General features: G+C 71.9%; 26 protein-coding genes. 19 read left to right on the plus strand and 7 right to left on the minus strand.

Features of this window, described 5'->3' with window-relative positions; genetic code table 11:
* Nucleotides 1–2: 2 nt before the first annotated feature.
* From dctP to G7063_RS01955, 10 genes are all read left to right on the plus strand, one after another.
* On the plus strand, nt 3–1,013 hold the full coding sequence (dctP, locus tag G7063_RS01910; RefSeq protein WP_166412837.1) for a TRAP transporter substrate-binding protein: 1,011 nt from the start codon (nt 3–5) through the stop codon (nt 1,011–1,013).
* Between the two features lie 70 nt (nt 1,014–1,083).
* Nucleotides 1,084–1,596, plus strand: a complete 513-nt coding sequence (locus G7063_RS01915; protein WP_166412838.1) for a TRAP transporter small permease — start codon at nt 1,084–1,086, stop codon at nt 1,594–1,596.
* On the plus strand, nt 1,593–2,903 hold the full coding sequence (locus tag G7063_RS01920) for a TRAP transporter large permease (protein WP_240916156.1): 1,311 nt from the start codon (nt 1,593–1,595) through the stop codon (nt 2,901–2,903). Before G7063_RS01915 ends, G7063_RS01920 begins: the two co-directional genes overlap by 4 nt.
* Nucleotides 2,904–2,934: 31 nt before the next feature.
* Nucleotides 2,935–3,774 carry a 5-dehydro-4-deoxy-D-glucuronate isomerase gene (gene kduI / locus G7063_RS01925; protein ID WP_166412839.1) on the plus strand — a complete coding sequence of 280 codons (840 nt, stop codon included), beginning with the start codon at nt 2,935–2,937 and terminating at the stop codon, nt 3,772–3,774.
* Between the two features lie 29 nt (nt 3,775–3,803).
* Nucleotides 3,804–4,574 carry an IclR family transcriptional regulator gene (locus tag G7063_RS01930; RefSeq protein ID WP_166412840.1) on the plus strand — a complete coding sequence of 257 codons (771 nt, stop codon included), beginning with the start codon at nt 3,804–3,806 and terminating at the stop codon, nt 4,572–4,574.
* A 43-nt stretch (nt 4,575–4,617) separates the two neighbouring features.
* On the plus strand, nt 4,618–5,406 hold the full coding sequence (gene kduD, locus G7063_RS01935) for a 2-dehydro-3-deoxy-D-gluconate 5-dehydrogenase KduD (protein ID WP_166412841.1): 789 nt from the start codon (nt 4,618–4,620) through the stop codon (nt 5,404–5,406).
* Nucleotides 5,407–5,426: 20 nt separating this feature from the next.
* Nucleotides 5,427–6,440 (plus strand): C-terminal binding protein, encoded by a 1,014-nt coding sequence (locus G7063_RS01940; protein WP_166412842.1) that lies wholly within the window; start codon nt 5,427–5,429, stop codon nt 6,438–6,440.
* A complete protein-coding gene (locus tag G7063_RS01945) occupies nt 6,437–7,471 on the plus strand; it encodes a zinc-binding dehydrogenase (RefSeq protein ID WP_166412843.1) in 1,035 nt (344 codons plus the stop codon). The genes G7063_RS01940 and G7063_RS01945 overlap by 4 nt, the downstream gene beginning before the upstream one ends.
* On the plus strand, nt 7,468–8,223 hold the full coding sequence (locus tag G7063_RS01950) for an SDR family oxidoreductase (RefSeq protein ID WP_166412844.1): 756 nt from the start codon (nt 7,468–7,470) through the stop codon (nt 8,221–8,223). Before G7063_RS01945 ends, G7063_RS01950 begins: the two co-directional genes overlap by 4 nt.
* A 191-nt stretch (nt 8,224–8,414) precedes the next feature.
* Nucleotides 8,415–8,822, plus strand: a complete 408-nt coding sequence (locus tag G7063_RS01955; protein ID WP_166412845.1) for a hypothetical protein — start codon at nt 8,415–8,417, stop codon at nt 8,820–8,822.
* Nucleotides 8,823–8,837: 15 nt separating this feature from the next.
* Here G7063_RS01955 and G7063_RS01960 read toward each other — a convergent pair whose 3' ends face one another.
* The 3 genes from G7063_RS01960 to G7063_RS01970 all read right to left on the minus strand — a co-directional run bounded on the left by G7063_RS01960 (nt 8,838) and on the right by G7063_RS01970 (nt 12,620).
* Nucleotides 8,838–9,953 (minus strand): hypothetical protein, encoded by a 1,116-nt coding sequence (locus G7063_RS01960; protein WP_166412846.1) that lies wholly within the window; start codon nt 9,951–9,953, stop codon nt 8,838–8,840.
* 399 nt (nt 9,954–10,352) lie between these two features.
* A complete protein-coding gene (locus G7063_RS01965; RefSeq protein ID WP_166412847.1) occupies nt 10,353–11,060 on the minus strand; it encodes a FadR/GntR family transcriptional regulator in 708 nt (235 codons plus the stop codon).
* Between the two features lie 174 nt (nt 11,061–11,234).
* Nucleotides 11,235–12,620 (minus strand): enolase C-terminal domain-like protein, encoded by a 1,386-nt coding sequence (locus tag G7063_RS01970; RefSeq protein ID WP_166412848.1) that lies wholly within the window; start codon nt 12,618–12,620, stop codon nt 11,235–11,237.
* Nucleotides 12,621–12,815: 195 nt separating this feature from the next.
* Here G7063_RS01970 and G7063_RS01975 point away from each other — a divergent pair, with 195 nt between their 5' ends.
* The 7 genes from G7063_RS01975 to G7063_RS02005 all read left to right on the plus strand — a co-directional run bounded on the left by G7063_RS01975 (nt 12,816) and on the right by G7063_RS02005 (nt 20,478).
* On the plus strand, nt 12,816–13,847 hold the full coding sequence (locus tag G7063_RS01975; protein WP_166412849.1) for a 2-hydroxyacid dehydrogenase: 1,032 nt from the start codon (nt 12,816–12,818) through the stop codon (nt 13,845–13,847).
* Nucleotides 13,848–13,917: 70 nt separating this feature from the next.
* Nucleotides 13,918–14,679 carry an IclR family transcriptional regulator gene (locus tag G7063_RS01980; protein WP_166412850.1) on the plus strand — a complete coding sequence of 254 codons (762 nt, stop codon included), beginning with the start codon at nt 13,918–13,920 and terminating at the stop codon, nt 14,677–14,679.
* 72 nt (nt 14,680–14,751) lie between these two features.
* Nucleotides 14,752–16,233, plus strand: coding sequence for a hypothetical protein (locus tag G7063_RS01985; protein WP_166412851.1), 1,482 nt, complete (start codon nt 14,752–14,754; stop codon nt 16,231–16,233).
* A 148-nt stretch (nt 16,234–16,381) separates the two neighbouring features.
* Complete coding sequence (gene eda, locus G7063_RS01990; protein WP_166412852.1) at nt 16,382–17,023, plus strand: bifunctional 4-hydroxy-2-oxoglutarate aldolase/2-dehydro-3-deoxy-phosphogluconate aldolase; 642 nt, start codon at nt 16,382–16,384, stop codon at nt 17,021–17,023.
* Nucleotides 17,024–17,064: 41 nt separating this feature from the next.
* The gene (locus G7063_RS01995; RefSeq protein ID WP_166412853.1) at nt 17,065–18,189 is read left to right on the plus strand and encodes a sugar kinase; all 1,125 of its coding nucleotides are present in this window, start codon (nt 17,065–17,067) and stop codon (nt 18,187–18,189) included.
* A 288-nt stretch (nt 18,190–18,477) separates the two neighbouring features.
* Nucleotides 18,478–19,260, plus strand: a complete 783-nt coding sequence (locus G7063_RS02000) for an SDR family NAD(P)-dependent oxidoreductase (protein ID WP_166412854.1) — start codon at nt 18,478–18,480, stop codon at nt 19,258–19,260.
* Between the two features lie 96 nt (nt 19,261–19,356).
* Nucleotides 19,357–20,478: a VanZ family protein gene (locus tag G7063_RS02005; protein ID WP_166412855.1), complete on the plus strand. Its 1,122-nt coding sequence runs from the start codon at nt 19,357–19,359 to the stop codon at nt 20,476–20,478.
* Nucleotides 20,479–20,590: 112 nt separating this feature from the next.
* Here G7063_RS02005 and G7063_RS02010 read toward each other — a convergent pair whose 3' ends face one another.
* Nucleotides 20,591–21,211, minus strand: coding sequence for a histidine phosphatase family protein (locus G7063_RS02010; RefSeq protein WP_166412856.1), 621 nt, complete (start codon nt 21,209–21,211; stop codon nt 20,591–20,593).
* Complete coding sequence (locus G7063_RS02015) at nt 21,211–21,675, minus strand: tRNA (cytidine(34)-2'-O)-methyltransferase (protein WP_166412857.1); 465 nt, start codon at nt 21,673–21,675, stop codon at nt 21,211–21,213. The genes G7063_RS02010 and G7063_RS02015 overlap by 1 nt, the downstream gene beginning before the upstream one ends.
* Before the next feature lie 56 nt (nt 21,676–21,731).
* Between G7063_RS02015 and G7063_RS02020 the strand changes: the two genes are divergently transcribed.
* Nucleotides 21,732–22,814, plus strand: coding sequence for an aldo/keto reductase (locus tag G7063_RS02020; RefSeq protein WP_166412858.1), 1,083 nt, complete (start codon nt 21,732–21,734; stop codon nt 22,812–22,814).
* A gap of 231 nt (nt 22,815–23,045) precedes the next feature.
* Here G7063_RS02020 and G7063_RS02025 read toward each other — a convergent pair whose 3' ends face one another.
* On the minus strand, nt 23,046–24,695 hold the full coding sequence (locus G7063_RS02025; protein WP_240916157.1) for an MFS transporter: 1,650 nt from the start codon (nt 24,693–24,695) through the stop codon (nt 23,046–23,048).
* Nucleotides 24,692–25,711, minus strand: coding sequence for a glutaminase A (gene glsA / locus G7063_RS02030; protein ID WP_166412859.1), 1,020 nt, complete (start codon nt 25,709–25,711; stop codon nt 24,692–24,694). Before glsA ends, G7063_RS02025 begins: the two co-directional genes overlap by 4 nt.
* 207 nt (nt 25,712–25,918) lie before the next feature.
* On the opposite strand from glsA, the gene G7063_RS02035 reads away from it, so the two are divergent.
* Nucleotides 25,919–26,413, plus strand: a complete 495-nt coding sequence (locus G7063_RS02035; protein ID WP_166412860.1) for a MarR family winged helix-turn-helix transcriptional regulator — start codon at nt 25,919–25,921, stop codon at nt 26,411–26,413.
* Nucleotides 26,414–26,417: the final 4 nt, after the last annotated feature.

Genomic DNA, 26,417 nt, shown 5'->3' on the forward strand with positions numbered 1-26,417 from the left:
TCATGCGACGGAACAAGGTCGTTTCGCTCTTCGCGGTCGGCGCACTCGCGCTCGGCCTCGCCGCCTGCTCCTCTGACGACAAGGCCGCGGACGGCGGCGCCGGCACCACCACCTTCAAGGTGGCCTTCAACCAGAACGCCGCCCACCCCCAGGCCAAGGCGCTCGCCGAGATCAGCGACAAGCTCAAGGAGGCCACGGACGGCAAGTACGCCCTCGAGGTCTTCCACGACGAGCTCCTCGGCTCCCAGGCCGAGACCCTCGAGATGGTCCAGACCGGCACGGTCCAGATGGCCATCGTCGGCGGGTCCCTCCTCGAGAACTTCAACCCCGACTTCTCGGTCGTCAACCTTCCCTACCTGTTCGACTCGATCGAGCACCAGATGAAGGTCCTCAACGACCCCGCCATCACCGGCGAGCTCTACAGCTCCATCGAGGACAAGGGCATCAAGGTCCTCGTCTCGTACCACGCGGGTGTCCGTAACGTCTACACCAAGACCGGCCCGATCACGAAGCCCGAGGACCTCAAGGGCATGAAGATCCGCGTCATCGGCTCCGACACCAACGTCCGCATGATGGAGCTCATGGGCGGCGTCGGCACCCCGATGGCCCAGGGCGAGGTCTACACCGCGATCCAGTCCGGCGTCCTCGACGGCGGCGAGAACAACGAGCTCATCTACTCCGACCTCGCCCACGCCGAGATCGCCCCGTACTACGCGTACACCAAGCACCTCATGATGCCCGACACCCTCGTCATCAACCCCAAGGTGCTCGCCGACATGGACGAGACCTCCCGCGCGAAGCTCCTCGAGCTCGTCAACGCGTCCGTCGACACCGAGGTCAAGCTCTTCGCCGAGGCCGTCACCGACCGCAAGGCCAAGGCCGAGGCCGCCGGCGCGAAGTTCAACGACGTCGACTTCGATGCGTTCCGCAACGCCGTCCTCCCGCTCCACCAGGAGCGTCTGACGACGGACGTCACCAAGAAGATCTACGAGCAGATCCAGGCCGCTCGCTGACGCGTCGGACCCAGCGGTCGGCCGTCGACGCAGGACGTCGACGGCCGACCCGCCCGGAAGAAGGCACCCCATGACCCGTACGAAAGCCGTGCTCGACACGGTCCTGAGGACCATCTGCGTCGCGCTCTTCGCGATCCTCGTCCTCCTCGTCACGTGGCAGGTCATCACCCGCCTCGTGCTCAACTCCCCGAGCATCTGGACCGAGGAGGCAGCCCGCTACGTGTTCATCTGGCTGAGCCTCATCGGCATCTCCATCGCCACCGGCGAGAAGGCCGACGTCGCGATCGACTTCCTCGTGAGGAAGTTCCCGGTCGCCGCCCAGCGCTGGATCGAGGTCCTCGCGTACCTCTCCACGCTCTCCTTCGCCGTCATCATCATGATCTGGGGCGGCTGGACCAACGCGATGATGACGTGGGACCAGCTCAACCCGGTCCTCCCCGTCAACGCCGGCGTCCTCTACCTCGCGGTGCCCGTCTCCGGGGTGCTGCTCTCCCTGTACCTCATCTACCACCTGGTCCGCACGCTCTCGCCGAGCTACGCAGGTGTCGAAGAGATCGACCCCGACGACGAGGTGGAGCTGTGAACGTCGACCCCGCACTCATCGGACTCGTGCTGCTCGGCGGCATGATCCTCCTGCTCGCCATCGGCGCGCCCGTCTCCATCTCGATCGCACTGCCGTCCGCGATCTGCATGATCCTCGTGCTCGGCTGGGAGAACGGCGTCCTCACGTCCGCCCAGCGCATGTTCAAGGGCGTCGACTCCTTCCCGTTGCTCGCGATCCCCTTCTTCGTGCTGGCCGGGCAGATCATGAACAACGGCGGCATCGCCGTGAGACTCATCAACTTCGCCAAGGTCCTCGTCGGGCGCACCCCCGCGCCCCTCACGCAGACCAACGTCGTCGCCAACATGCTCTTCGGCGCGATCTCCGGCTCCGCGGTCGCGGCCGCCGCCGCCGTCGGCACGACCATGGCCCCCATGCAGAAGAAGGAGGGCTACGACAAGGCGTTCTCCGCCGCTGCCAACGTCGCCTCCGCACCCGCCGGCATGCTCATCCCGCCGTCGAACACGCTCATCATCTACGCGCTCGCCTCCGGCGGGACGTCGATCGGCGCGCTCTTTATGGCCGGCTACGTGCCCGGCATCCTCTGGGGCCTCGCCTGTGCGGTCGTCGTCGCGTTCTACGCCCGCAAGCACCCCGGGCTGCGCGCGGCACGCTGGCCCCGCCCGAAGGAGATCCTCGTCGCCTTCGTCCAGGCGCTGCCGTCGCTCACCCTCGTCATCGTCGTCATCGGCGGCATCGTCTGGGGCAAGTTCACTCCGACCGAGGGCGCGGCCATCGCCGTCGTCTACTCCCTCTTCCTCGCGTTCTGCTACCGCGCGGTGAAGATCAAGGACCTGGCCGGCATCCTCTACTCGGCCTGCCGCACGAGCTCCGTCGTCATCTTCCTCATCGGCGTCAGCTCGATCATGGGCTGGATCATGAGCTTCACGAAGATCCCGCAGCTCATGGCCGAGTCGCTCTTCGGCTGGACGGACTCCAAGGTCATCGTCCTGCTCATCATGATGGTGCTCCTGCTCATCATCGGCATCCCGCTCGACCCCACGCCGGCGATCCTCATCTTCACGCCGATCTTCCTGCCGATCGCCATGAGCTACGGCATCCACCCCGTGCACTTCGGCATCATGCTCGTCTTCAACCTCTCGATCGCGGTGATATCACCACCATCAGCGCCTGTGCTCTTCGTCGGGTCGCAGGTCGCGGGGGCGAAGCTCGAGGCGGTCATCGTGCGACTCATGCCCTTCTTCCTCACGCTCATCGCGATGCTCTTCATCATCGTGTTCGTCCCCGAGCTGTCGCTGTGGCTGCCGCGGCTCACCGGGATGATCTAGAACAGCCGCCAAGACCTACAAGGAGAACCCCATGGAACAGCGGTACGCCACGAGCCCCGAGCACGTCCCGGGCATGGACACCGACGAGCTGCGCTCGCGCTACCTCGTCGAGGACCTCTTCCGCGACGACGAGGTCGGGTCGGTCTACACCCACCACGACCGTGTCGTCCTGCTCGGCATCACGCCGGTCACCCGGGAGATCGACCTGCCGACGTACGACGAGATCCGATCGACGTACTTCCTCGAGCACCGCGAGGCGGGGGTCGTCAACGTCGGGGGCGCGGGCACCGTGACGGCCGACGGCGAGACGTACACGCTCGCCAAGGGCGCGTGCCTCTACCTCGGTCGTGGCGTCGAGAACGTGACGTTCGCGTCCGTCGACGCCCAGGGCGAGGCGGGCCCCGCCGCGTTCTACGTCGTCTCGGCACCGGCCCACACGGCCTACCCGACGACGCTCGTCGAGCCCGGCCAGGGCACGGTGCGTGAGCTGGGCGACCAGCTGACGAGCAACCGTCGCACGCTCAACCAGTACATCCACGAGAACGGCGTGAAGTCCTGCCAGATCGTCATGGGTGTCACGCAGCTGCACCCGGGCTCGATGTGGAACACGATGCCCGCGCACACCCACGACCGTCGCATGGAGGCGTACCTCTACTTCGACGTCCCGGCGGACGCGCGCGTCATCCACCTCATGGGTCGTCCTGACGAGACCCGTCACCTCGTCGTCGCCGACAAGCAGGCGACGATCGCGCCGAGCTGGTCGGTGCACTCCGGGGTCGGGACCTCCGCGTACTCGTTCGTGTGGGCGATGGCCGGGGAGAATCAGTCGTTCGACGACATGGACGGGTTCCCCGTCACCGAGATGCGCTGACCTGCCCCGACACCCTTCAGGAGACGACCATGACCGAGCAGACGAGCACGACGGTCGCTGCGAGCGCGAGCGAGAAGACCCTCCTCGTTCTCGAGGCTGCGCTCTCGCACTCCCGGTTCACGGACGTCGTCGAGGCGACCGGGCTGGCCAAGGCCACCGTCCACCGCATCCTCGGCACGCTGCAGGGGCGGCAGTTCATCCTCGTCGACGGTGACGGGCGCTTCCAACCCGGTCCCACGATCCTCTCCCTCGCGGGCAGGGCCCTGGAGAACCTCGACATCTCGGCCATCGCACGACCCCACGTCGAGCGGCTCGTCGCCGACGTGCACTGCACGGTGCACGTCGGCGTCGCAGCCGGCGACGAGGTCGTCTACCTCATCCGTTCGGACTCCGACAAGCCGTACCAGATGCCCTCGCGCGTCGGGCACGCCATCCCCATGCACTCCTCGGGCATCGGCAAGGTCATCCTCGCCGACCACTCCGACGAGGAGCTCGAGCGTTTCGTCGCCCGTGCGGGGCTCGCCCGTCGCACGGAGCACTCGATCACGACGCTCGAGGGCCTGCGTGCCGAGATCGCCGACGTCCGCGCCCTCGGGTACGCCCGCGACCGTGAGGAGAACGTCCCCGGCGTCTCCTGCGTCGCCGCACCCATCCGTGACCACACCGGGACGGTCCGCTACGGACTGTCCATCTCCACCCTCGCGCTCGAGCACTCCGACGCCCAGATCACCGCGATGGCCCCGCAGGCCATCGCGACCGCGGACGCGATCTCCGCGGCACTGGGCTTCCAGGGCCGGTAGCCCTGCGCGTCGAGCGCGCACCCACAGGAAGAAGCACCCCAGCATGAGCACCTCCCCCGCACTCTCGTCCCACCTCGCCGACCTCTTCTCGCTCGAGGGCCGCACGGCCGTCGTCACGGGCGCGAACCGCGGCATCGGCCTCGGCATCGCGACCGCGCTCGCGCAGGCCGGCGCCGACATCGTCGGCGTCTCGGTCGAGATGCCCGACGGGGAGTCCGACGCCCGCACGGCCGTCGAGGCGGCGGGGCGCACGTTCACGCCGATCGAGTGCGACCTGGGCGACCGCGAGGCGCTCACGGCCCTCGCCGCCGACCTGCGCGCACGCGGGGTCGACATCCTCGTCAACAACGCGGGCATCATCAAGCGCACGCCCGCCGCCGAGCACTCCGACGCCGACTTCGACGACGTCATGGACATCAACCTGCGCGCGACGTGGGTCCTGTGCCGCGAGGTCGGCGCGTCGATGCTCGAGCGCGGCTCGGGCCGCATCGTCAACATCGCCTCGATGCTCTCCTTCCAGGGCGGCATCAACGTCCCCGGCTACACGTCGGCGAAGTCGGCCGTCGCCGGCCTCACGAAGGCCCTCGCGAACGAGTGGGCCGGCCGCGGCGTCAACGTCAACGCCGTCGCCCCCGGCTACGTCGCGACGGACAACACGGCGCAGCTGCGCGCCGACGCGGACCGTTCGGCCGCGATCCTCGACCGCATCCCGGCGGGCCGCTGGGCGACCCCCGAGGACATCGCGGGCGCGATCCACTACCTGTGCTCCGGCGCCGCCTCCTACGTCCACGGCGCGATCGTGCCCGTGGACGGCGGCTGGCTCGCCCGCTGAGCCCGGCAGGAACCTCCGTCATGCGCATCATCACGACCGAGTGCGACCACGACACGTTCGACGCCGAGCAGGCCGTCGCCGACGCCGCGGGTGCCGAGCTCGTCGTCGCCCAGGCCTTCGACGACGACACGCTCGTCGCCAACTGCCTCGACGCCGACGCGATCCTCGTCCAGTACGCGCAGATCACGGGCGAGGTCATGGACCGCCTGCCGCGTCTCAAGGCGATCGGCCGGTACGGCGTGGGCGTCGACTCGGTCGACGTCGCCGCCGCGACCGAGCGGGGCATCGCCGTCTGCAACGTGCCCGACTACGGCACGGAAGCCGTCTCCGACCACGCGATCGCGATGGCGCTGTCCGTCGCCCGGGGCATCCCGCGTCTCGACCGCGGCGTGCGTGCGGGGTCGTTCGACCTCGTCGCCGTCCGCCCGCTCTACCAGACGCGCGAGCGCGTCTTCGGCGTCCTCGGCCTCGGCCGCATCGGTTCCGCGACCGCCCGCAAGGCGGCCGGCCTCGGCTACGAGGTCATCGGCTACGACTCGGCCGTGCCCGCCGGCGCGACCGAGCACCACGGCGTGCGCGTCGTGAGCCTCGACGAGCTGCTCCGCCGCTCGCAGGTGCTCTCCGTGCACACGCCGCTCACCGAGGAGACCCGTGGTCTTGTCGGCGAGGCCGAGATCGCGACCATGCGGGCCGACGCGATCATCGTCAACACCGCGCGCGGCGGCATCGTCGACAACGACGCGCTCGTCGCGGCGCTCCGCGAGGGACGCCTCGCGGGTGCGGGCATCGACTGCCACACGACCGAGCCGATCCCGGCGGAGGACCCGCTGACGACGTTCGACAACGTCGTCCTCACCCCGCACCTCGCCTGGTACTCCGAGGAGTCCTACGAGGAGCTCAAGCGCCGCACCATCGCCAACGTCGCGGACGTCGTCGCGGGCACGTACCCGCGCGACATCCTCAACCCCGAGGTCCTCGGGGCCCCGGGCCGCAACGCCGCGTTCGGCACGACCCCTGAAGGAGCAGTTCGATGAGCACCATGAGGGCGGCCGTGTGGACGGCCACCGACACCGCCGAGGTCCGCGAGATCCCGCTGCCCGAGGTCCCCGAGGGCTGGGCCCTCGTGAAGATGGCCTACAACGGCATCTGCGGCACCGACCTCGCGATCTACCACGGCAAGCACCCGCGCGCGCAGCACGGGCTCGTACCGGGCCACGAGATGTCGGGCTGGATCGTCGAGCCGGGCGCGTCGGGCCTCGCGGAGGGCACGCTCGTCGTCGTCGAGCCGCTCATCACGTGCGGCGAGTGCCGCGCGTGCCGCTCGGGCGCCGCGCACGTCTGCAACCGGCTGGGCCTCTACGGCATCGACACCCCCGGTGGCATGGCGGAGTACGTCGCGCTGCCGGCCCACACGCTCCACGCGGTTCCCGAGGGCGTCGACGCGCGCCTCGCGGCGCTCGTCGAGCCGCTCGCGGTCGCCGTCCACGCGGTCGCGCTGTCCGGCATGGAGCAGGGCGACACGGTCGCCGTGTTCGGCGCGGGCCCGATCGGCGTCCTCACGGCGCTCGTCGCGCGCGCCGAGGGCGCGGGCCGCGTCGTCATCACGGAGCCGTCGCCGTGGCGCCGCTCCGTCGCGGAGTCGTTCGGCCTCGACGTCGTGCCCGAGGGCGCGACGATGACCGAGACGCTCCACGCGCTCACGGGCGGCGAGGGGGCGGACACGACGTTCGACTCCGCGGCGCACCCGTCGGTCGCTGCCGAGCTCACGGACGCGACGCGCGTCCTGGGTCGCATCGTCATCGTCGGCGTCTACAAGGAGCCGACGGCGATCAACCTGCGCGACGTGTGCTTCAAGGAGCAGTCGATGGTGGGCGTGCGCGTCTACACGACGCCCGACATCACGCGGGCGATCGAGCTGCTCGCGTCGGGCGTCCTCGGCCTCGAGAAGTTCCCGACGGCCGCGTACGACCTCGCGGACGTCTCGGCGGCGTTCGACGCCGCGACCTCGGGCGCGGACGCGCTCAAGGTGCTCGTCACCCCGCTGCAGGACGGAGCCGACCGATGACCAGCATCTTCTCCCTCGAGGGCCGCACCGCGGTCGTCACGGGCGGCGGCCGGGGCCTGGGCCTCGGCATCTCGAAGGCGCTGCTCGACGCGGGGGCCGACGTCGTCGTCCTGTCGCGCGGGGCAGTGCCCGACGAGCTCGCGGCGCACGCGGCGTCCGTGGGTCGCGCGGTCCACCACTACGCGGTCGACCTCGGCGACATGTCCGCGATCGAGTCCGTCGCGGCGGCCGTCCTCGCGGACCACCAGGTCGACATCCTCGTCAACAACGCCGGCACGCAGGACCGCTACCCGGCGGTCGACTTCCCGATCGACGCCTTCGACGCGGTGCTCGACGTCAACATGCGCGCTGTCTTCCGCCTCTGCCAGCTCTTCGGCCGGCCGATGCTCGAGCGCGGCTATGGCAAGATCGTCAACGCCGCGTCGCTGCTCACCTTCCAGGGCGGGCTCAACGTCGTCGCGTACGCGGCGTCGAAGGGTGCCGTCGGTCAGATCACGAAGGCCCTGTGCAACGAGTGGTCGGGCAAGGGCGTCAACGTCAACGCGGTCGCGCCGGGCTACATGGCCACGGACATGAACGAGGCGCTCCTCGCGGACCCCGTCCGCCTCGAGCAGCTCTCGGTGCGCATCCCCGCGGGCCGCTGGGGCACGCCCGAGGACATGGGCGGCGCTGTCGTCTTCCTGTCGTCGCGCGCGTCGGACTACATCCACGGCCAGACCCTGGCGGTCGACGGCGGCTGGCTAGCCCGCTGAGCGGACCCGGCACGACCCCGCTCACCTAGTCCTCCCGACGCGAGATAGGACCGCACAGCGACTATCTCGCGCCAGGGGGACTAGGTCAGCGAACGCGCCACCGGCATCCTGGGGCACAGGTCGCCGGGGCACGGCGAGACCGTGCCCGGAGGTCCCATGCATCGAGGCTGTCGCGATGATGGTGTGGAGACGTGGACCTCACGACACTGAACCGCCGGACGACCTCCGGCCTGCTCGACGACCGCATCGCACTCGCCTCCGCCCCCGCCCTCGACGCGCACGTCTACGAGGAGCTCGCCCACGACCGCTCCGCCCTCGTCCGCCACGTGCTCGCCGAGAACGACGACGTCCCGCGCGACGTCCTCGTCGAGCTCGTCGAGGCCGAGCCCGACCTCGTCGACGTCGTCGCGCTGCGGCCCGAGGCGCCGGCCGAGCTCAAGGAGCCGCTGCCGGTCACGGAGCACAGCCCGGAGTCGATCGACGTCTACTGCGCCGACCGCGGCGCATGCCCGTCGGTCCGCGTGGGCCTCCAGGAGGCCCGCTCGACCTACGCGTCCGAGACCCTCGGCGAGGCGTACCGGAGGCTCACGAGCCGCTGAGCGGCCCGCGCCCGCTCAGCGGGCGCGGGCGGACGGTGATGGTGTCCAACGGAACACCTTCGTCACGGTCCGCGTGTCGACGTCGTCGAGATCCGCGCCGCGTGGGAACTCGTCCCACGCGACAAGGTCTCCGGCGCAGTGGGAGCGCGAGTTGCCGTGCTCGACGGGCACACGGACGAGGTCGTGCGTCACGAGATCGAGAAGGTACTGGTCCGTGCTCACCGACGATGCGTCCGTGGTGTAGGTCCACGTCGCGACGTTGCCGCACGCCGCAACTCCCGCGAGCGTCGTGCCCTCGGGGCCCTGGATCTCGAGACCGGGGCCGGTGCCGTCGACAGGAATCACTGTCAGCCGGTCCGCGAGCCCGACGACGAGCGACTGCGCCGCGCCGAGCACGGGATGGATGAGCCTGTCGTCACCGCCGACGGGATCGAAACGCACGATCTCGGAGACGCCGCCGGAGGCGTCGATCTTGGCGAGCCCCGTCACGGCGCGTGGATGCTGACGCGATCCGTCGTCCGCCGTGACATCTGCCATGACAGCAACGACGACACCGCCGTCGACAGCGGTCGGGAGCGCTGCCTGGACGAGCTCCTCACGGAGGTCACCTCCCGCGAGAGGGACGGAGACGACGCGAGTCCGGAGCTGCCCGTCCTCGCGCTCGTACGCGGCGTGCCACCAGACCCGCTCTGCGGAGATCACGGGGACCGCGGTCCCGACGGCAGCGGGTGCGCCCTCAGGAACGACCCCCGCGGAGTCTGCGAGGAGTCGTGGGGACCAGCCCTTCGGGAAGGGCGATGCGAAGATCCGCCATGCATTGGCGAAGTAGTCCTCGGCGGTGTCCTCGGCCCAGACGATGTCGCCCTCGGTGTGTGCCGTGGCCGACGTCCACGCTCCGCCAGTGCTCAGCGCGTTGTCGAGGGGGGTGACGGTCCCGCGGGTCCACCGCGCGAGTGTGGTGGCCGCGCTTCCCGCAGCGCGTGCGTCATGCAGCGCGACGACATGCGTCCCGTCGCTGCCGAGGGACTTGAGGTCGACGTACGTGCCGTCTCTTTCCATCGTCTCGACGAGCTCGACCTCGCCGATGGTCGGCGTCCGGGCGTCGGCGACGTCGACCCTCTTGAGTGTCACGGGAGTTCCGTCGGGACGCAGGATCCCCTGCGCTGAACCAGATACCTCGGGCGCGGGGGTCGTCGGCGGCGAGGACAGGGTGCGTGACGGTTCGACGGTGGTCGGACCATGCCCGGGGGTGACGTCTGGCGGAGTGCCTGTGCACGCGGCGAGGGCACCGAGCGCGAGAGCGACGACCGCCGCCGCCCGCGAGGGGCGTGCGTCTCGCCCACAGGTCACGAGACGGATCCCTTCGTCGTGACGAGCGGGCGGCGAGTGCCGCGAGCGATCATTCGCGCAGAGTGATGCATTGCCACTCCTTTGTGCTGAAGTGGCTTCAGAGTAGTGGTGCACCGTGCTCGTCGACCACGGGCTGATGGTCCTGTGGTCCGCTCCGGCTCTCCCCGGCGCCGGGCTTCGTCAGTCGTCGCAGCGCGTCGGCGCAGTGTCGGGGTGCGCGGGGAGCTCGCGCTCCGTCTCCAGGAGGTGGGCCTGGGTGAGGGTGCGGGCCTCGTCCTGGTTCCCTCGCGACACCGCGTCGAAGACCGACCCGTGCCACGCGTGCGCCCGCGCGTCGGCATCCGGCACCGCCTGGCCGCGCCACCTGCGGTGGCGCGTCGTGCGGCCCGCGAGGGCGTCGAGCAGGGCAGAGAGCACGGGGTTGCCCGACCAGCGTGCGAGCGCCCCGTGGAACGCCATGTCGGCGTCGAGGAACGCCTCGTGGTCGTCGTCGGCCAGGGCCTCGGCGGCGCGTGAGAGCGCCGCCTGCGCGGCCGCCGCGGCGTCGTCGTCGGACCTGCGCGCGGCCGCTGCGGCGGCCTCACCCTCGAGCAGGCGCCGCACCGCGTGGGTGTCGCGCGCGTGCCCCGCGCCCTGGAGCGCGACGAGCAGCCCGACGGGTCCGAGCAGCCGCTCGGGTGCGAGGCTCGAGACGTAGGTGCCGTCGCCCTGCCGGACGTCAAGCACGCCGAGGACCGCGAGCGCGCGCACGCCCTCGCGCAGCGACCCGCGCGAGACCTCGAGGCGATCGGCGAGCTCGGCCTCGACGGGCAGGCGGTCACCCGCGGAGAGCTCGCCGTCGAGGATCATGCGCGTGATCGAGTCGACGACGCGGTCGGTGCGTGACATGGGTCGATCATCCACGACGGGCTCCTCTCCGGGGTGGGCCGTCCGGGCACGGGCACGGGAACGGGTGCGCCGCCGGCCACGGTGGACGGACCGTGGCCGACGGCGCGGGGCCACCGTGCGCAGGGACGGCGGCGGGGGAGCCGACGGCAGGGATCCGTCGGCGGGTCGTGCGGGTCAGTCGACGAGCGTCGCCGCGACGGACTCTGCGGCGGTGCCCGCCGCGACCGCGGCGCGCGCGGCGTCGGCGTGACGCTCGCTCCAGTACGTGCCGTCGGGGTAGCTGTAGTCGGCGACCGACGCGGGGTACATCTCGGTCGAGTAGCCGGGCTTCGACGGCAGGCGGTAGCGGGCCCGCTCGACGACGACGGGGTCGGTGAAGTGCTCGTGCAGGTGGTCGACGAACTCGGTGACGCGCCCCTCCATGGAGCCGGAGATCGCGACGTAGTCGAGCATCGAGGCGTGCTGGACCATCTCGCACAGGCCGACCCCGCCCGCGTGCGGGCAGACGGGCTTGCCGAACTTCGCGGCGAGGAGCATGACGGCGACGATCTCGTTCATCGAGGCGAGGCGGCCTGCGTCGAGCTGGACGAAGTCGATCGCGTCGGCCTGGAAGAACTGCTTGAACATCACGCGGTTGTGGCAGTGCTCGCCGGTGGCGACGCCGACGGGGCCGACGCCCTTCTTGATGGCGGCGTGGCCGAGGACGTCGTCGGGGCTCGTGGGCTCCTCGATCCACAGGAGGTCGAGCTCCTGCATGGCGTTGACCCAGTCGATCGACTGCTGGACGTCCCACACCTGGTTGGCGTCGATCATGAGGTGGCGGTCGGGGCCGAGGATCTCGCGGGCGATGCGGGCGCGGCGGATGTCGTGCTCGAGGTCGAGGCCGCACTTGAGCTTGACGTGCTGGTAGCCCTCGTCGACGGCCTCCTGGGCGAGGCGGGCCATCTTCTCGTCGGAGTAGCCGAGCCAGCCCGCGGACGTCGTGTAGCAGGGGTAGCCGACCTCCTCGAGGTGGGCGATGCGCTCGGCCTTGCCGGACTCCTGGGCGCGGAGGAGCTCGATGGCCTCCTCGCGCGTGAGGGCGTCGGAGAGGTAGCGCATGTCGGCGATGTCGACGAGCTGCTCGGGGGTCATGTCGGCGAGGAGGCGCCAGACGGGCTTGCCGGCGAGGCGGCCGGCGAGGTCCCATGCGGCGTTCATGACGGCGGAGAGGGAGAGGTGGACGACGCCCTTCTCCGGGCCGAGCCAGCGCATCTGGGCGTCGGACGTGAGGTAGCGGTAGGTGCCGCCCATGTCGGCGACCATCTCGGCGACGTCGCGGCCGAGGAGGTGCGCGGCCTGCTGTCGTGCGGCGGAGGCGACGATGTCGTTGCCGCGGCCGGTCGTGAAGGTGAGGCCGTAGCCGGCGAGGGGGTTGCCGGCGGCGTCGGTGCCGTCGGTGCGCAGGACGACGTAGGCGGCGGAGTAGTCGCCGTCCTTGTTCATGGCGTCGGAGCCGTCGGCGGTGAGGGAGGTGGGGAAGCGGACGTCGTGGACCTCGACGTCGGTGATGCGAGCCATGGGGTGTCCTTCGTCGGTGAAGTGGGCTGAGGCGAGCGTAGCAATCATCTGATGATTAAGGGAAGAGGCTCGCCGTGATGCGGCGTTCCGGCGTGGAGAGGGTCTATAGATCTGATGACTTCTCGCGTAGGCTCGCCCATGTTCCGCTCACCGCCCTGGACGTTCCGGGCAGCGGACCGCGCGAGGAGGCACGGGATGGCACAGGACTACGTCGTCGGACTCACGTCGGACAACGCCGACGCGGACGGACGCACGATCTTCGGCGACGTCGGCCTCGAACGGCTCGAGGCCGCAGGCCTCACCTGGCGCACCATGCCCCCGGTCGACGGGCACGAGGCCACGCCCGCCCACCTCGACGGCCTCGACGCCGTCCTCTCCTTCGGACACTGGGGCTGGCCCCGCGAGCTCCTCGCCGCAAGCCCCCGCCTCAAGCACCTCGCCCGCTTCGGCGCAGGCTTCGACGGCATCGACCCCGCCGCCGTCGCCGCCGAGGGCGTCGTCCTCACGACGACGCCGGGCGCGACGACCAAGCCCCTGGCCGCCTCCGCGATGACCATGCTCCTCGCCGTCGCCCACAACCTCCCGCAGAACCTCTTCGCCGCCCGCGGCGGACGCTGGGACGAGCGTGGCCGCTACATCGGCCGCGGCCTCGACGGCGCGACTGTCGGCATCGTCGGCTTCGGACGCGCCGGGCAGGAGCTCGCGCGCCTCCTCGCGCCCTTCGGCGCACGACTCCTCGTCCACGACGTGCCTGCGCTCGCGGACGCCGCGAGCGTGCTCGACGCCGAGCTCGTCGAGCTCGACGACCTGCTCGCCGAGGCCGACCACCTCGTCCTCCTCGCCGCCCTCACCGAGGGCTCGCACCGCATGGTCGACGCGAGTCTCCTCGCCCGCACGAAGCCCGGTGTCACCCTCACCAACGTCTCCCGCGGCGGCCTCGTCGACCACGACGCCCTGCGCGCCGCCCTCGCCACCGGACACGTCTCCGCCGCCGGCCTCGACGTCCTCGACCCCGAGCCGCCCGCCGCCGACGACCCCCTGCTCACCATGGAGAACGTCCTCGTCACCCCGCACGCGCTGTTCTGGACGCGCGACTTCGTCGACGGCGTCGCCACCTCCGCGATCGAGGCGATCATCGACGTCGCCCACGGTCGCCGCCCCGCCACGACCGTCAACCCCGACGTCTACGACCTCGCGCCGCGGCAGGCGTTCGGCACGGGCCGCTGACCCCGCACGGGCGTCCCCGCGTATCGTGGGGGCGCCCGCCCGTCAGCAGCCCGACACCCCTGGAGAGACCGTGCCCGACACCCCCGCGGCCGCCCCGCCCGTCGAGGCCATCGACCGCGCCCTCGTCCTCCTCGAGACGCTCGCGAGCGCCGGCCCGGGCGGGCTCACCCTCGCAGACCTCGCCGCGGGCACGGGCCTCAACAAGACGACCGCGCACCGCGCGCTCGCCGCGCTGCGCCACCGCGGCTTCGCCGACCAGGACCCGTCGTCGGGCACCTACGCGCTCGGCGCCGCGGCCGTCGGCCTCGGCGACGCCTTCCTCCGCGAGGACAACCTGCCCGGCCTCCTTCACCCCGCGCTGCTCGCGCTGTCCCGCGCAGCGGGCGAGCTCGTCCACCTCGGGGTGCTCGTCGGGACGAGCATCGTCTACCTCGACAAGGTCGAGCCCGAGCGCTCCGTCCGCGTCGTCTCCGCGATCGGTCGCCGCAACCCCGCCGTGACGACCGCGCTCGGGCGTGCGCTGCTCGCCGCCCGCGGCGTCGACCGCGACGCGTTCGGCGCGTACGCCGTCGGGCACGAGAGCGTCGCCGAGCGCGCCTGGTCCGAGGTGCGCGGCGCACGCGCCCGGGGCTACGCGGTCGAGGACCGCGAGAACGAGCCAGACATCGCGTGCGTCGCCGTCGCGCTCGTCCGCGCGGGCACGCCCGTCGCGGCCGTGAGCGTCACCGCACCCGCCGCCCGCATGGGCGACGAGCGTGCTGCCGAGCTCTTCGCAGAGATGTCCCGGGTCCTCCCGCCGCTTCTGCCCGCGGGGGTCGCGCTCGCGGGCTGAGCTGCCCGCATTCTCCCAGGCGCGGCTGGTATGTTCGGCGCGATCCGCCGACGCCTCGACCTCGGAGCCCGCATGCCCGCCGCACACCGCCCCACAGTCCCTGCCCGGCGCGTGCGCCTGCTCGCCCTCGGCGCGGGTGCGACGGTCGCAGCCCTTGCGCTCGTGGGCTGCACGTCGAGCAAGCAGGAGGCGCCCGAGCCGCTGACGATCGACGTCGCGAAGGGCTCGTTCCCCGACGCCCGTGAGGCCGGCATCCTCGAGATCCTCGGCGAGGACCTCGACACGGCGTACTCGCCGGTCATGCTCGACGACGGGTCGATTCTCATGGCCGGTTCGAGCGACGGCCGCGTCGACGACTCGGTCGGCGTGCTCGACCCGACGACTGGCGAGATCGACTGGGTCGTCACCGCGGACGTCGAGGACGGCTCCTTCGTCCTGCCCGGCGACGTCACCGAGAAGTGGGTGACCTGGAGCATCGAGACCGAGGAGGGCGTCGGCCCGGACGACGCTGTCCCGTACGTCTTCGCGTTCGACCGCGCGTCGAAGAAGACCCACGTCCTTGCCGACGGCAAGGACGGTGGCGGCTTCGCCCCCGGCACGAACGGCGGCCGGGTGCTCATCGTCGGCGACCTCGCAGTGTGGGAGGGGGCCGTCCCGGTCGAGGACGCGCCCGCCGGCACGGAGGGTGGCACAGGCGGCGGGACGGCGACGGACGACGGCGAGGAGCTCCCGCTCGAAGGGGAGGAGCTTCCGCTCGCCGGCGAGGAGGGGCCGCTCGCGACGTCGTCGGTGTTCGCCCGCGCGCTCGACGCGAGCACGGACGTCCTGGCCGTCGCGACCGAGGCCGGCGGGCTCACGCGAGACGACTGCCTCGAGGGCTCGCCCGCGACGGTGCAGGTCCTCGTCGAGGAGAACTTCGAGCGACGCACCGTGACGGCCGAGGGGGCGCTCGGCGCGGTGCTCGCGCCGGTCGCTACGACCGACGGTGAGGACGCGTGGCTGTTCTGCGGCGCGGGCGGCGTCGTCGAGACGCTCTCCGCCGACGGTGCGGTGGTCGCCCAGGCCGTCCTGCGTGGCGAGGGCCGTGACATCGTGCTGCAGTCCGACGGCGTGGCCGACCTCCAGGTCGTCGCGCTGACGAAGGAGTGGGCGGCCGTGTGGGTCGGCGACCTCGACAGCGCGCTCGGCGAGCAGCTCGTCGTCCACCGCCCGACGGGCAAGGTCTTCTCGCTCGGCGCGTCCGAGTCCCAGCTGCTGCTCCTGCGTCCGGGTGTCATCGCGTTCGGCGGCGCGGTCGAGACTCCGGTCGTCCCCGATGGCGAGGCGTCGGACGTCACCGGCGGCGAGGCCGGGGGCGGCGACGTCGCCGCCGACGGTGAGACCGCTGACGACGCGACCGACGGCGCGACCGACGACGGGATCGAGGTCGTCGACGGCGACGTCGACGTCGTCGAGGACGGCGAGCCGGTCGAGGGCGACGACGAGGTCGTCGAGGAGGACTTCGGCCTCGGGGCGCTGACGACCATCGCGCGTCTGGTGGCGCCGACGGCGTGAACGACCGATCCCCTGACTGACAGGGTGACGTGGACGACCCCGGGAGGGCTTGCTCCCGGGGTCGTTCCATGTCACCCTTGTTTCATTCAGCGACACCTCCGTTTCGGAGAGCGAAATGGCAACGAAGCCGTTGCCGGAAGGACGGGACATGACCTCCCCCACGCCCCAGCAGGTTCTCGACACCCTGAGCGCCGGCCGCCTCGTGCCCGTCGTCGTCCTCGACGACGCAGCCCACGCCGACCCGCTCGCCGCAGCGCTCGTCGCCGGCGGCCTCCCGGTCGCCGAGGTCACCTTCCGCACCGCCGCCGCCGCGGACTCGATCCGCGCGATGGCCGACCGCGGCGACATCGTCCTCGGCGCGGGAACCGTCCTCACCCCCGCGCAGGTCGACACCGCCGTCGCCGCCGGCGCCTCGTACGTCGTGAGCCCCGGCCTCTCCCGCGCCGTCGTCGAGCGCTGCCAGGAGCACGGCATCCTCGCCCTGCCCGGCGCCGTCACCGCGACCGAGATCCAGGCCGCCCTCGAGCTCGGCCTCACCACCGTGAAGTTCTTCCCCGCCGGCACCTCGGGCGGCGCCCCCGCCATCAAGGCGCTCGCCGCGCCCTTCGGCGGCGTGCGCTTCGTCCCCACGGGCGGCATCGGTCCCGCGAACCTCGCCGACTACCTCTCGATCCCCGCCGTCGCCGCCGTCGGCGGCTCGTGGATGGTCCCCGCCGACCTCGTCCGCGCCGGCAAGTTCGACGAGGTCGCGCGCCTCACGGCCGAGGCCGTCGCCCTCGCCGCCGCCTGACGCCCACCCACACGCACGCACCCGACGAAAGAGTGACACCGATGTCCACCCTTCCCCCCGAGATCGCCGCGCTGAACATCCGCCCGGCGTCCGAGTGCCGCTACGACGCCGTCTCCCTCGGCGAGGTCATGCTCCGCCTCGACCCCGGCGCCGGCCGCATCCGCACGACCCGCCAGTTCGCCGCCTGGGAGGGCGGCGGCGAGTACAACGTCACCCGTGGCCTGCGCCGCGCCTTCGGCCTGCGCACCGCGGTCGTCACCGCGCTCGCGGACAACGAGGTCGGCCGGCTCGTCGAGGACCTCATCCTCCAGGGCGGCGTCGACACGCAGTTCATCCAGTGGCGCGACTATGACGGCATCGGCCGCACCGTCCGCAACGGCCTGAACTTCACCGAGCGCGGCTTCGGCGTCCGCGGCGCCGTCGGCGTCTCCGACCGCGGCCTCACCGCCGCGAGCCAGCTCGGCCCCGACGACGTCGACTGGGACCACCTCTTCGGTGAGCTCGGTGTTCGCTGGCTCCACACGGGCGGTATCTACGCCGCGCTCTCCGAGACGTCCGCGCAGACCGTCATCGCCGCCGTCACGGCCGCGAAGAAGCACGGCACGGTCATCTCCTACGACCTCAACTACCGCCCGTCGCTGTGGAAGTCCATCGGCGGCATCGACAAGGCGCGCGAGGTCAACCGCGAGATCGCCAAGCACGTCGACGTGATGATCGGCAACGAGGAGGACTTCACCGCCTCCCTCGGCTTCGAGATCGAGGGCGTCGACGAGAACATCTCCGAGATCGAGGTCGACTCCTTCGCGAAGATGGTCGAGACCGCGGCCGCGGCGTTCCCGAACTTCAAGGTCGTCGGCAACACGCTGCGCACCGTCCACTCCGCGTCCGACAACGACTGGGGCGCGCTCGCCTGGTCCCGCGACACGGGCATCGTCCACGCGACGATGCGCGAGCACCTCGAGATCTTCGACCGCGTCGGCGGCGGCGACTCGTTCGCGTCGGGCCTCGTCTACGGCATGCTCGACGGCCAGCCGCTGCAGACGGCCGTCGAGTACGGTGCCGCGCACGGCGCCCTCGCCATGACGACCCCGGGCGACACGACCATGGTCACCAAGGCCGAGATCCTCAAGCTCGCAGGCGGCGGATCCGCGCGCGTCGACCGCTGACACGACCTCGTCCCGGCCCCGCCGGGACGGCACCCCTGCCGACGGCGGTCTCACGCCCGGCAGGACCCCTCCTGCCGGGCGCGCACCCGGCAGGAGGAGCGGCCTCGCTGTGGTGGTCATGGCGAGGCCGGAACGTCGGGCCGCTGACACGGCCCCTCCCGTGGCCGACGGACCCGAGACCGTTCGGCCCGGACGGCGCCCCCCGAGTACGCGCGGGGGCGCCGTCGTCGTTCCCGCACCCCTCCTCCCCGGCTCGTAGCACCCCTGCACACTGGCTAGCGTGGAGGCATGACGACGACGCCCGGATCCGACGGCCACCTCTCCTTCGAGCTCGGCGGGCGGCGCGCCCTCGTCACGGGCGGCGGCACCGGCATCGGCCGGACCGTCGCGCTGGCGCTCGCCCGCGCGGGCGCGGACGTCGCCGTGACGTTCCGGACGCACGACGGCGAGGTCGTCGCCGACGAGATCCGGGAGCTGGGCCGCAGGTCCGCCGCGTTCGCGCTCGACGCGACCGACGAGGACGCGGTGCGCGACGTCGTCGCCCGCGCGGCCGACGCCCTCGACGGGCCCGTCGACACGCTCGTCAACAACGCGGGCGGGCTCGTCGGCCGCGTCGCGATCGGCGACATGAGCCTCGAGCACTGGCGCACCGTCCTCGACGCCAACGTCACCTCGGCGTTCCTCGTGACGCGCGAGATCATGACGACGATGCCCGACGGCGGGCGGATCGTCATGCTCGGCTCGATCGCGGGGGAGACCGGCGGCTCGACGGGCTCGGCGGCGTACGCAGCGTCGAAGACCGCGCTCGAGGGCCTCACGCGCGGACTCGCGCGGGAGCTCGCACCGCGCGGCACGACCGTCAACCTCGTCGCGCCCGGGTACATCACGGACACGCCGTTCCACGAGACGTTCTCGACGCCCGCCAAGCGGGCCGCGACCGTCGAGGGTATCCCGCTCGGCCGCGCCGGGCACCCCGACGACGTCGCGGCAGCCGTGCGCTGGCTCGTCTCGCCCGCGGCGTCGTTCGTCACGGGCACGATGACCCACGTCAACGGCGGCGCCTGGTTCTGACCCGGAGCGCGGTCCGACCGGGGTCGGACAGCCGGCCGACGTCCGTGGTCCGGCGGGCCGACGCGGACGCCGCCCGTCGGGTGCGAGGATCGACGCATGGGAGCGTGGACCTGGCCGGCATACATCGGAGTGCTCTTCGGCACCTTGCTCTTCGCCGGGCTGCTCATCCCGCTCACGATCTGGCAGTCGCGCCGCTACGGACGCCTCAGCGTGCGCCGCTTCCTCGGCGCCGCGGCCGTCGCCGTCTACGGCGTGAGCCTCGCCGCGTACACGCTGCTGCCGATCCCGTCGGGCGACCTCGCGAGGTGGTGCGCGGAGTACGGCGTCGACGGCGCGCAGACGCACCTCCTCCAGTTCGTCGACGACATCCGCCGCGACACGGCGGGCCTCGGACTGCGTGCGACGGTCCTGCACACGACCGTCCTCCAGGTGGTCCTCAACGTCGCGCTCTTCGTGCCGTGGGGCGTGCTGTGGCGCCGGTTCCTCGGGCGCGGCATCCTCACGGCGACACTCTCGGGCCTGCTCGTGTCGCTCGCGATCGAGACGACCCAGTACACGGGCATCTTCGGGCTCGTCGGCTGCTCGTACCGCGTCGGGGACGTCGACGACCTGCTGACGAACACCGTCGGCGCGTTCCTCGGCGCAGTCCTCGCGCCGCTGCTGCTCCACTGGATGCCGCAGTCGCGCGATCTCGCGCGTGAGCGCGGTCTGCCGCGGCCGGTACGTGCGCGGCGGCGGTGGGGCTCGATGCTGCTCGATGCGCTGCTGTTCTCGGGGCTCGCGGCGCTCGGGTCGCTCGCGTGGCGGCTGGGTCTGGCGGTGACGGGCCGGGAACTCGGCGACCCGACGTGGGGCGAGTGGCTCGCAGGTTCGGCAGTGCCGTTCCTTCTCGTCTTCGTCCTGCCGGTGCTCGGCTCGGGTGCGTCGCTCGGGCAGCGTGCGCTGTGGCTCGTGCCGGTGCGCGACGGTGCGAGGCCCTCGTTCGGACGTCGTGCGGTGCGGTCGTTCCTGCCGGGCGGGCTGTGGGGTGTGCTCCTCGTGCTGCCTGCGCTGCCCGACGATCCCCACCTGCCCGGCTGGGTCGCGACCGCGCCCTTCGAGCTCGTCGCGGCGCTGCTCGCGATCGTGTCGGTCCTCGGCGTGCTGACGACGAAGGACCACCGGAGTCTCTCGGGCTCGATCGCGGGAGTCACCTACGTCGACGCCCGCTCCCGTTGAGCGGACGCCCAGCCGCCGACGCCGTCCTTCCGGCTCGAAGCGTCGCGTCGTCGACTCGTAGGTCCTGAGCACCGTCCGACGGTGCTCCACACCTACGAGTCGCGCGAGGTGGTCAGATCGGGAGCGCGCCCAGCGGGACGTTGTAGCCGTGCAGCGCCGCGGTGCCGTCGTCGGCCAGGTCGAGCGTCGTCACAGTGCCGTTGCCGAGGTACGGCATGACCGTCCGGAACGTCGCCGGGTCGATGCCGAGCAGGACGCACAGCACGAGCCGCGTCGTCGTTGAGTGCCCGACGACGAGCACGCGTCCGTCCGGGTGCGCCGCGCAGACGTCACGGAACGCGGCGGCCGCGCGCCCGACGACCTCGAGCCCGCTCTCCCCGCCCGGGAACCCGCGCTGCATGGGGTCGGCGAGGTGCGCGGCGAGCTCGGCCTGCATGTCGACCGCCATCTCCGCGCGGGTGCGCCCCTCGGCGACACCGAAGTCGACCTCGGCGAGCCGCGCGTCGACGCGCAGGTCGAGCCCGCACGCGTCGGCCGCGGGCCGGGCGGTCTCGACGGCACGCGTGAGCTGCGACGACACGATCGCGTCGAGCCCGGCCGACGGCGCCCACGCCGCGAGCTGCTGCGCCTGGGCGCGGCCGAGGTCGGTGAGCGCGACGTCGGAGGAGCCCGCGTAGCGCGGACCCTCGTGCCATACGGTCTGGCCGTGGCGGACGAGCAGGAGCGTCGTCATCACTCGCCTCCCGGGAAGCCGAGCTGGCGCCACGCCTCGTAGATCGCGATGGACGCGGAGCTCGTGATGTTGAGCGAGCGGCGTTGCGGCAGCATGGGGATGCGGACCTGCGCGCTGATGCGGGGGTGCGCGAGGACCTCGGGCGGCAGCCCGGTCGGCTCGGGGCCGAAGAGCAGGACGTCGTCGTCGCGGTAGGCGACGTCGCTGTACCGGTCGGTCGTGTGCGTCGTGAACGCGAGGATCCGGGCGTCGCCCCAGGCGGCGATCGCGGTCTCGAGGTCCTGGTGGACCGTGACGAGCGCGAGGTCGTGGTAGTCGAGGCCGGCGCGGCGCAGCTTGGGCTCGGAGAGGTCGAAGCCGAGGGGCTCGACGAGGTGGAGCTCGGCGCCGGTCACGGCCGCGAGGCGGATCGCGTTGCCGGTGTTCTGGGGGATGCGGGGCTCGAAGAAGGCGATGACGGGCACGCCCTATCGTCCCACGCGTCGCGGGAGTGTCGGTGGCCGGGGCTAGTGTCAGGGTCATGACGACGTCGTCCTGGATCGCTGACCCCACCCGTTACGAGCACGCCACCTACCGCCGCTGCGGCCGCTCGGGCCTCGACCTCCCCGCGCTCTCGCTCGGACTGTGGCACAACTTCGGTGACACCAAGCCGTTCGACGAGCAGCGCGCGGTCGTGCGGCGCGCGTTCGACCTCGGCATCACGCACTTCGACCTCGCGAACAACTACGGCCCGCCGTACGGCTCCGCGGAGGAGAACTTCGGGCGCATCTATGCGAAGGACCTCACGCCGTACCGGGACGAGATCGTCGTGACGACGAAGGCCGGCTACGACATGTGGCCGGGGCCGTACGGCGACGGTGGGTCGCGCAAGTACCTGCTCGGCAGCCTCGACCGCTCGCTCGCCCGCATGGGCCTCGACCACGTCGACATCTTCTACTCCCACCGCCCCGACCCGTCGGTGCCCGTCGCCGAGACCATGAGCGCGCTCCACACCGCCGTGACCTCGGGGCGTGCGACCTACGTCGGCCTCTCGAACTACACCCCGGCGCAGACCCTCGAGGCACATCGCGTGCTCGCGGAGATGGGCACGCCGCTGCTCGTCCACCAGCCGAGCTACTCGATCGTCAACCGTCACGTCGAGCTCCCTGACGCGGGCTCGACGCAGGACGCCGACGCGGTGCGCGACGGTGCGCTCTTCGCGCCCGCCCCCGTGGGTCGCAGCCTGCTCGACGTCGTCGACGAGCTCGGCATGGGCACCGTTGTCTTCTCGCCGCTGCACCAGGGCCTGCTCACGGGGCGGTACCTCGAGGGCGTGCCCGAGGGGTCGCGCGCGGCGGTCGCCCACTTCCTGCGGCCGGAGCGCCTGACGGACGACTACGTGCGCCGGATCCGCGGCCTTGCGGAGATCGCCGAGGCGCGCGGGCAGTCGGTCGCGCAGCTCGCGCTCGCGTGGGTGCTGCGGGACCGACGGGTGACGTCGGCGATCATCGGCGCGAGCTCGGTCGCGCAGCTCGAGGACAACGTCGGGGCGCTCGCGGCACCTCCGCTCACGTCCGAGGAGCTCGCGGCCATCGACGCGCTCGCGGAGCACGGCGCGTTCTGAGCCGGAAGGTCTGTGACGCACGGTGCCGGGCCCCCTTGCCCGGCACCGCGCGGTGCCGTCGCGGCCTGCCACGCCGCGTCCGGCGTCCACCCGGCGTGGTCCACGCATGTCGGGCGGACGGTCCTGCGCCGTGGCGCGGACCGGGTTCCGACTGCCGTGACGACGGTCGGAGGTGGTCCCGGACGGTCCGCGGGGGCGTTCGCCCCCGCGTCGGCCGGGCGTCGTGCGACCTCAGCCCTCGCTCGGGCAGGGGTCGGGGATCTCGTGCGGGCGGTAGCGCGGCAGCCGCGAGGCCGGGAAGATCGCGAGGGCCGAGAACCCGGCGAGGACGAGCAGGCCTGAGCGCAGCGCTCCGAGGCGTGCGTCGGCGACGGTGTCGACCGTCACGACGACCTGGTCGGGGTCGAGCCCGGCGTCCGTGAGGACCTGCTCGAGCTCGGCGTTCGAGACGAAGTCGAGCGAGTCGAGCCCTGCCTCCGCGACGATCGAGTCGGGCAGGACGGGGTGGTCGGCGACCGCCCGGGTGACGCCCATGCCGAGGAGCGCGACGAGGATCGCGCTGGCGAGCGCGGTGCCGACGGCGGACGCGAGGTTCTGCGTCGTGCCGCGCAGCGAGCCGACGTCGCCCGCGAGCTCCTTGGGCGAGGCCGTGACGAGGACGTTGAAGACGAGCGTGACGAGTGCTCCCTGCCCGATGCCGAAGACGACGAGGCCGAGGATCGTCGGGAAGGTCTCCCAGTTGTTCGTCACGACGACCGAGAGCCACACGAGCGCGACGGTCGAGAGCGTGAAGCCGAACACGGCGATCTGGCGCGGGTTGTGGCGCGTGTAGAACTTCACGACGAGGAGCGCGGCGACGAAGACCGTGAGGTTGAACGGCATCATCGCGAGCGCGGTGTCGAACGGTGTGCGTCCCTGGACGATCTGCGTGTAGAGCGGCACGGTGAAGTTCAGCGCGGCCTCGAGCGCGACGATGACGAACATCGCGTACATGGCTGCGCGCTCGCGGCCCGAGCGCAGGACGTGCAGGTCGAGGAGGGGAACCTCGCCCCGGGCGGTGCGGCGCCGGGTCCAGACGACGAAGGCCTGCAGGAGGACGACGCCGACGACGACGAGACCGATCGCGGGGGAGAGCCCGACGATGCTGAAGGGGGCGCTCTCGGCGACCTTGAGGATGCCCCAGGCGTTGAGGTTGTTGACGCCGAGCGTGAGACCCACGACGGCGGACCCGACGAGGACGGCGCCGACGAGATCGATCTTCACGGTGCGGTCGCCGCGGTCGGCGCGCAAGTCCTTCGACATGACGAGGACGACGACGGCGAGGACGAGGAGGATCCCGAAGACGGGACGCCAGCCGACGAGCGTGCCGAGCAGGCCTCCGACGAAGAACGCGGTGACGCCGGAGGCGGCGCGGGCGGAACCGAGCGAGCCGATCGCGGTGGCCTGCTGGCGGCCGCGGTAGTTCTCGGCGATGAGCGCGACGAGGGCCGGGACGATGATCGCGGCGGTCGCGCCGGCAAGGGTCTGGGCGGCGATGACCCAGGTGATCGTCGGCGCGAGGAGCATCGCAGCCTGGGCGACGGCAAACACGGCGACGGCGATGCGGAACATGCGCAGCCAGCCGACGCGCTGGCCGATCTTGGCGCCGGCCATGACGAGCGCGGCGACAGCGAGGCCATACATGACGACGCCCATCGCGACGGTCGTCGGCGGTGCGCCGAACTCGGAGACCATGCCGCCGAGGGAGACGGGCAGGGCGGCGACGTTGAAGGACATGAGGACCTGGCCGAGGGCCAGGGCGATCATGGGGCGCCACGAGCGTCGTTCGTCGGGCGGTGCTGGGACCGTGGGTGTGGGCACGGTGGGGGTGGTCGTGCTCATCGGTGGGCCTCCGGGGTGCAGGGGGCGGACGCGAAGATGTCGAGGCCGAGGGGGCGGGTGACGTGCTCGGTCGCGCGGCGCGCGCGGACGGACGTGCCGACATGGTCGAGGGGTGGTGACCAGGCGGCGAGGGCGCCCTTGCCGGGCGCGACGGACAGGACGGCGCCGGAGACGCCGGACTTGGCGGGCAGGCCGATCTCGAAGAGCCACTCGCCCGAGTGCTCGTACATGCCTGCAGAGGCGAGGACGGCAAGGGTGTCGCGGGCGACGGCGGGGTGGACGACCTGCTGGCCGGTCACGGGGTTGACGCCGCCGTCGGCGAGGGTTGCGCCCATGACGGCGAGGTCGCGGGCGGTGACGAGGATCGAGCACTGCTTGGTGTAGAGGTCGAGGGTCTCCTCGGGGTCGGCGTCGAGGTGGCCGTAGGAGGCGAGGAGGTGGGCGAGCGCGCGGTTGCGCTGGTTGGTCGCGGCCTCGGACTCGTACACGTCGATGTCGAGGGCGAGGGGGCGCCCGGCGAAGGCGGCGAGGCCGTTCTGCAGGGCGAGCCAGCGGGCGACGGGGCTCGCGCCGGGCATGAGCGCGGTGGTGGCGAGGGCGCCCGCGTTGACGAGCGGGTTCATCGGGTGGCCGTCGTGGAGCTCGATGGCCATGACGGAGGAGAAGCCGAGGCCGGTGGCGTTGACGCCGATGAGGTCGCGGACGGCGCGGTGCCCGTGGGTCTCGCAGGCGAGGGCGTAGACGAAGGCCTTGGAGACGGACTGGATGGAGAAGGTCTCGTAGGCGTGGCCGACGGCGGTGACGTGGCCGTCGACGCCTGCGAGCGCGAGCCCGAAGGCGTCGGGGTCGGCGGTGGCGAGGGCGGGGATGTAGTCGGCGACGGTGCCGGCCGTCGTGTCGACGTGACGCTGATACGCGTCGGCGAGGACGGCGGCAACGGTCCCGTGGTCGGGGAGGTGACCGGTCGAGACGGGGGTAGGCGGGGCGTGGAGCGGTGGCGTGGCGAGCAAGGTCATGGTGGTTCCTTGACTGTTGTGCGGGGTGCTTGTGGCTCTACTAGGAAAATCGATATCGTTTTCCTTGACCTGGGCCAGAAGTCCTGGGATGTTTCACCACCCCCGTGTCCCCGTGTCCCCGGGTCGCCGCGCGCCGCCGATGGCCGTCGAGGCGACAGTGTGTCAACCAGTTGACAACTTGCGTGCACGGATGGTCCGATATCTGCTGTGACCAGCCCCTCCATGACCGAGTCCGGCCGGGTCGTCGTCGCCCTCCACGAGCTCCTCGCGGCCGTCGACGCCGGCTCCGAGCGGCTTCTGCGCGCCTCCTCCGGGCACTCCCTCGCCACTGTGACCTTCCTCTCGATCCTGGCCGACGCGCAGCGGACCGCAGCCCTCGACGGCGCCACCGATCCCACGGACCTCGCCCCGACGGGCCCGTGGGTCCGCGACCTCACGACCCTCGCCGACTGCCTCGGCGTCACCCGCGCAGCCGTCTCCAAGCGCGTGCCCACGCTCGTCGAGCAGGGCCTCGTCCTCACCTCCGCCGACCCCCGCCACGCGCGCCGCGTCCGGCTCGCGCTCACCGTCACGGGCGCCGCGGTCGTCGCCGACGCGACCGCGAGGCTCGACGCCTGGCTCGCCGGCGACCTCGCCGGCCGCCTCGACCTCCCCGCCCTCCACGCCGCACTCACCGCGGCCATCGCCGCGCTCGCCCCCTAGGAGC

This window comes from Sanguibacter sp. HDW7, from assembly GCF_011300875.1.
Taxonomy (GTDB): domain Bacteria; phylum Actinomycetota; class Actinomycetes; order Actinomycetales; family Cellulomonadaceae; genus Flavimobilis.

Bases quoted from the DNA above. Each gene is read 5' to 3' on its own strand.
- G7063_RS01915 (WP_166412838.1), top strand. From the start codon at position 1,084: ATGACCCGTACGAAAGCCGTGCTCGACACGGTCCTGAGGACCATCTGC.
- G7063_RS01950 (WP_166412844.1), top strand. From the start codon at position 7,468: ATGACCAGCATCTTCTCCCTCGAGGGCCGCACCGCGGTCGTCACGGGC.
- G7063_RS01995 (WP_166412853.1), top strand. From the start codon at position 17,065: ATGTCCACCCTTCCCCCCGAGATCGCCGCGCTGAACATCCGCCCGGCG.
- kduI (WP_166412839.1), top strand. From the start codon at position 2,935: ATGGAACAGCGGTACGCCACGAGCCCCGAGCACGTCCCGGGCATGGAC.
- G7063_RS02010 (WP_166412856.1), bottom strand. From the start codon at position 21,211: ATGACGACGCTCCTGCTCGTCCGCCACGGCCAGACCGTATGGCACGAG.
- G7063_RS01945 (WP_166412843.1), top strand. From the start codon at position 6,437: ATGAGCACCATGAGGGCGGCCGTGTGGACGGCCACCGACACCGCCGAG.
- G7063_RS01985 (WP_166412851.1), top strand. From the start codon at position 14,752: ATGCCCGCCGCACACCGCCCCACAGTCCCTGCCCGGCGCGTGCGCCTG.
- G7063_RS01930 (WP_166412840.1), top strand. From the start codon at position 3,804: ATGACCGAGCAGACGAGCACGACGGTCGCTGCGAGCGCGAGCGAGAAG.
- G7063_RS02000 (WP_166412854.1), top strand. From the start codon at position 18,478: ATGACGACGACGCCCGGATCCGACGGCCACCTCTCCTTCGAGCTCGGC.
- G7063_RS02025 (WP_240916157.1), bottom strand. From the start codon at position 24,695: ATGAGCACGACCACCCCCACCGTGCCCACACCCACGGTCCCAGCACCG.
- kduD (WP_166412841.1), top strand. From the start codon at position 4,618: ATGAGCACCTCCCCCGCACTCTCGTCCCACCTCGCCGACCTCTTCTCG.
- G7063_RS01970 (WP_166412848.1), bottom strand. From the start codon at position 12,620: ATGGCTCGCATCACCGACGTCGAGGTCCACGACGTCCGCTTCCCCACC.
- G7063_RS01940 (WP_166412842.1), top strand. From the start codon at position 5,427: ATGCGCATCATCACGACCGAGTGCGACCACGACACGTTCGACGCCGAG.
- glsA (WP_166412859.1), bottom strand. From the start codon at position 25,711: ATGACCTTGCTCGCCACGCCACCGCTCCACGCCCCGCCTACCCCCGTC.
- G7063_RS01975 (WP_166412849.1), top strand. From the start codon at position 12,816: ATGGCACAGGACTACGTCGTCGGACTCACGTCGGACAACGCCGACGCG.
- eda (WP_166412852.1), top strand. From the start codon at position 16,382: ATGACCTCCCCCACGCCCCAGCAGGTTCTCGACACCCTGAGCGCCGGC.
- G7063_RS02020 (WP_166412858.1), top strand. From the start codon at position 21,732: ATGACGACGTCGTCCTGGATCGCTGACCCCACCCGTTACGAGCACGCC.
- dctP (WP_166412837.1), top strand. From the start codon at position 3: ATGCGACGGAACAAGGTCGTTTCGCTCTTCGCGGTCGGCGCACTCGCG.
- G7063_RS02005 (WP_166412855.1), top strand. From the start codon at position 19,357: ATGGGAGCGTGGACCTGGCCGGCATACATCGGAGTGCTCTTCGGCACC.
- G7063_RS01965 (WP_166412847.1), bottom strand. From the start codon at position 11,060: ATGTCACGCACCGACCGCGTCGTCGACTCGATCACGCGCATGATCCTC.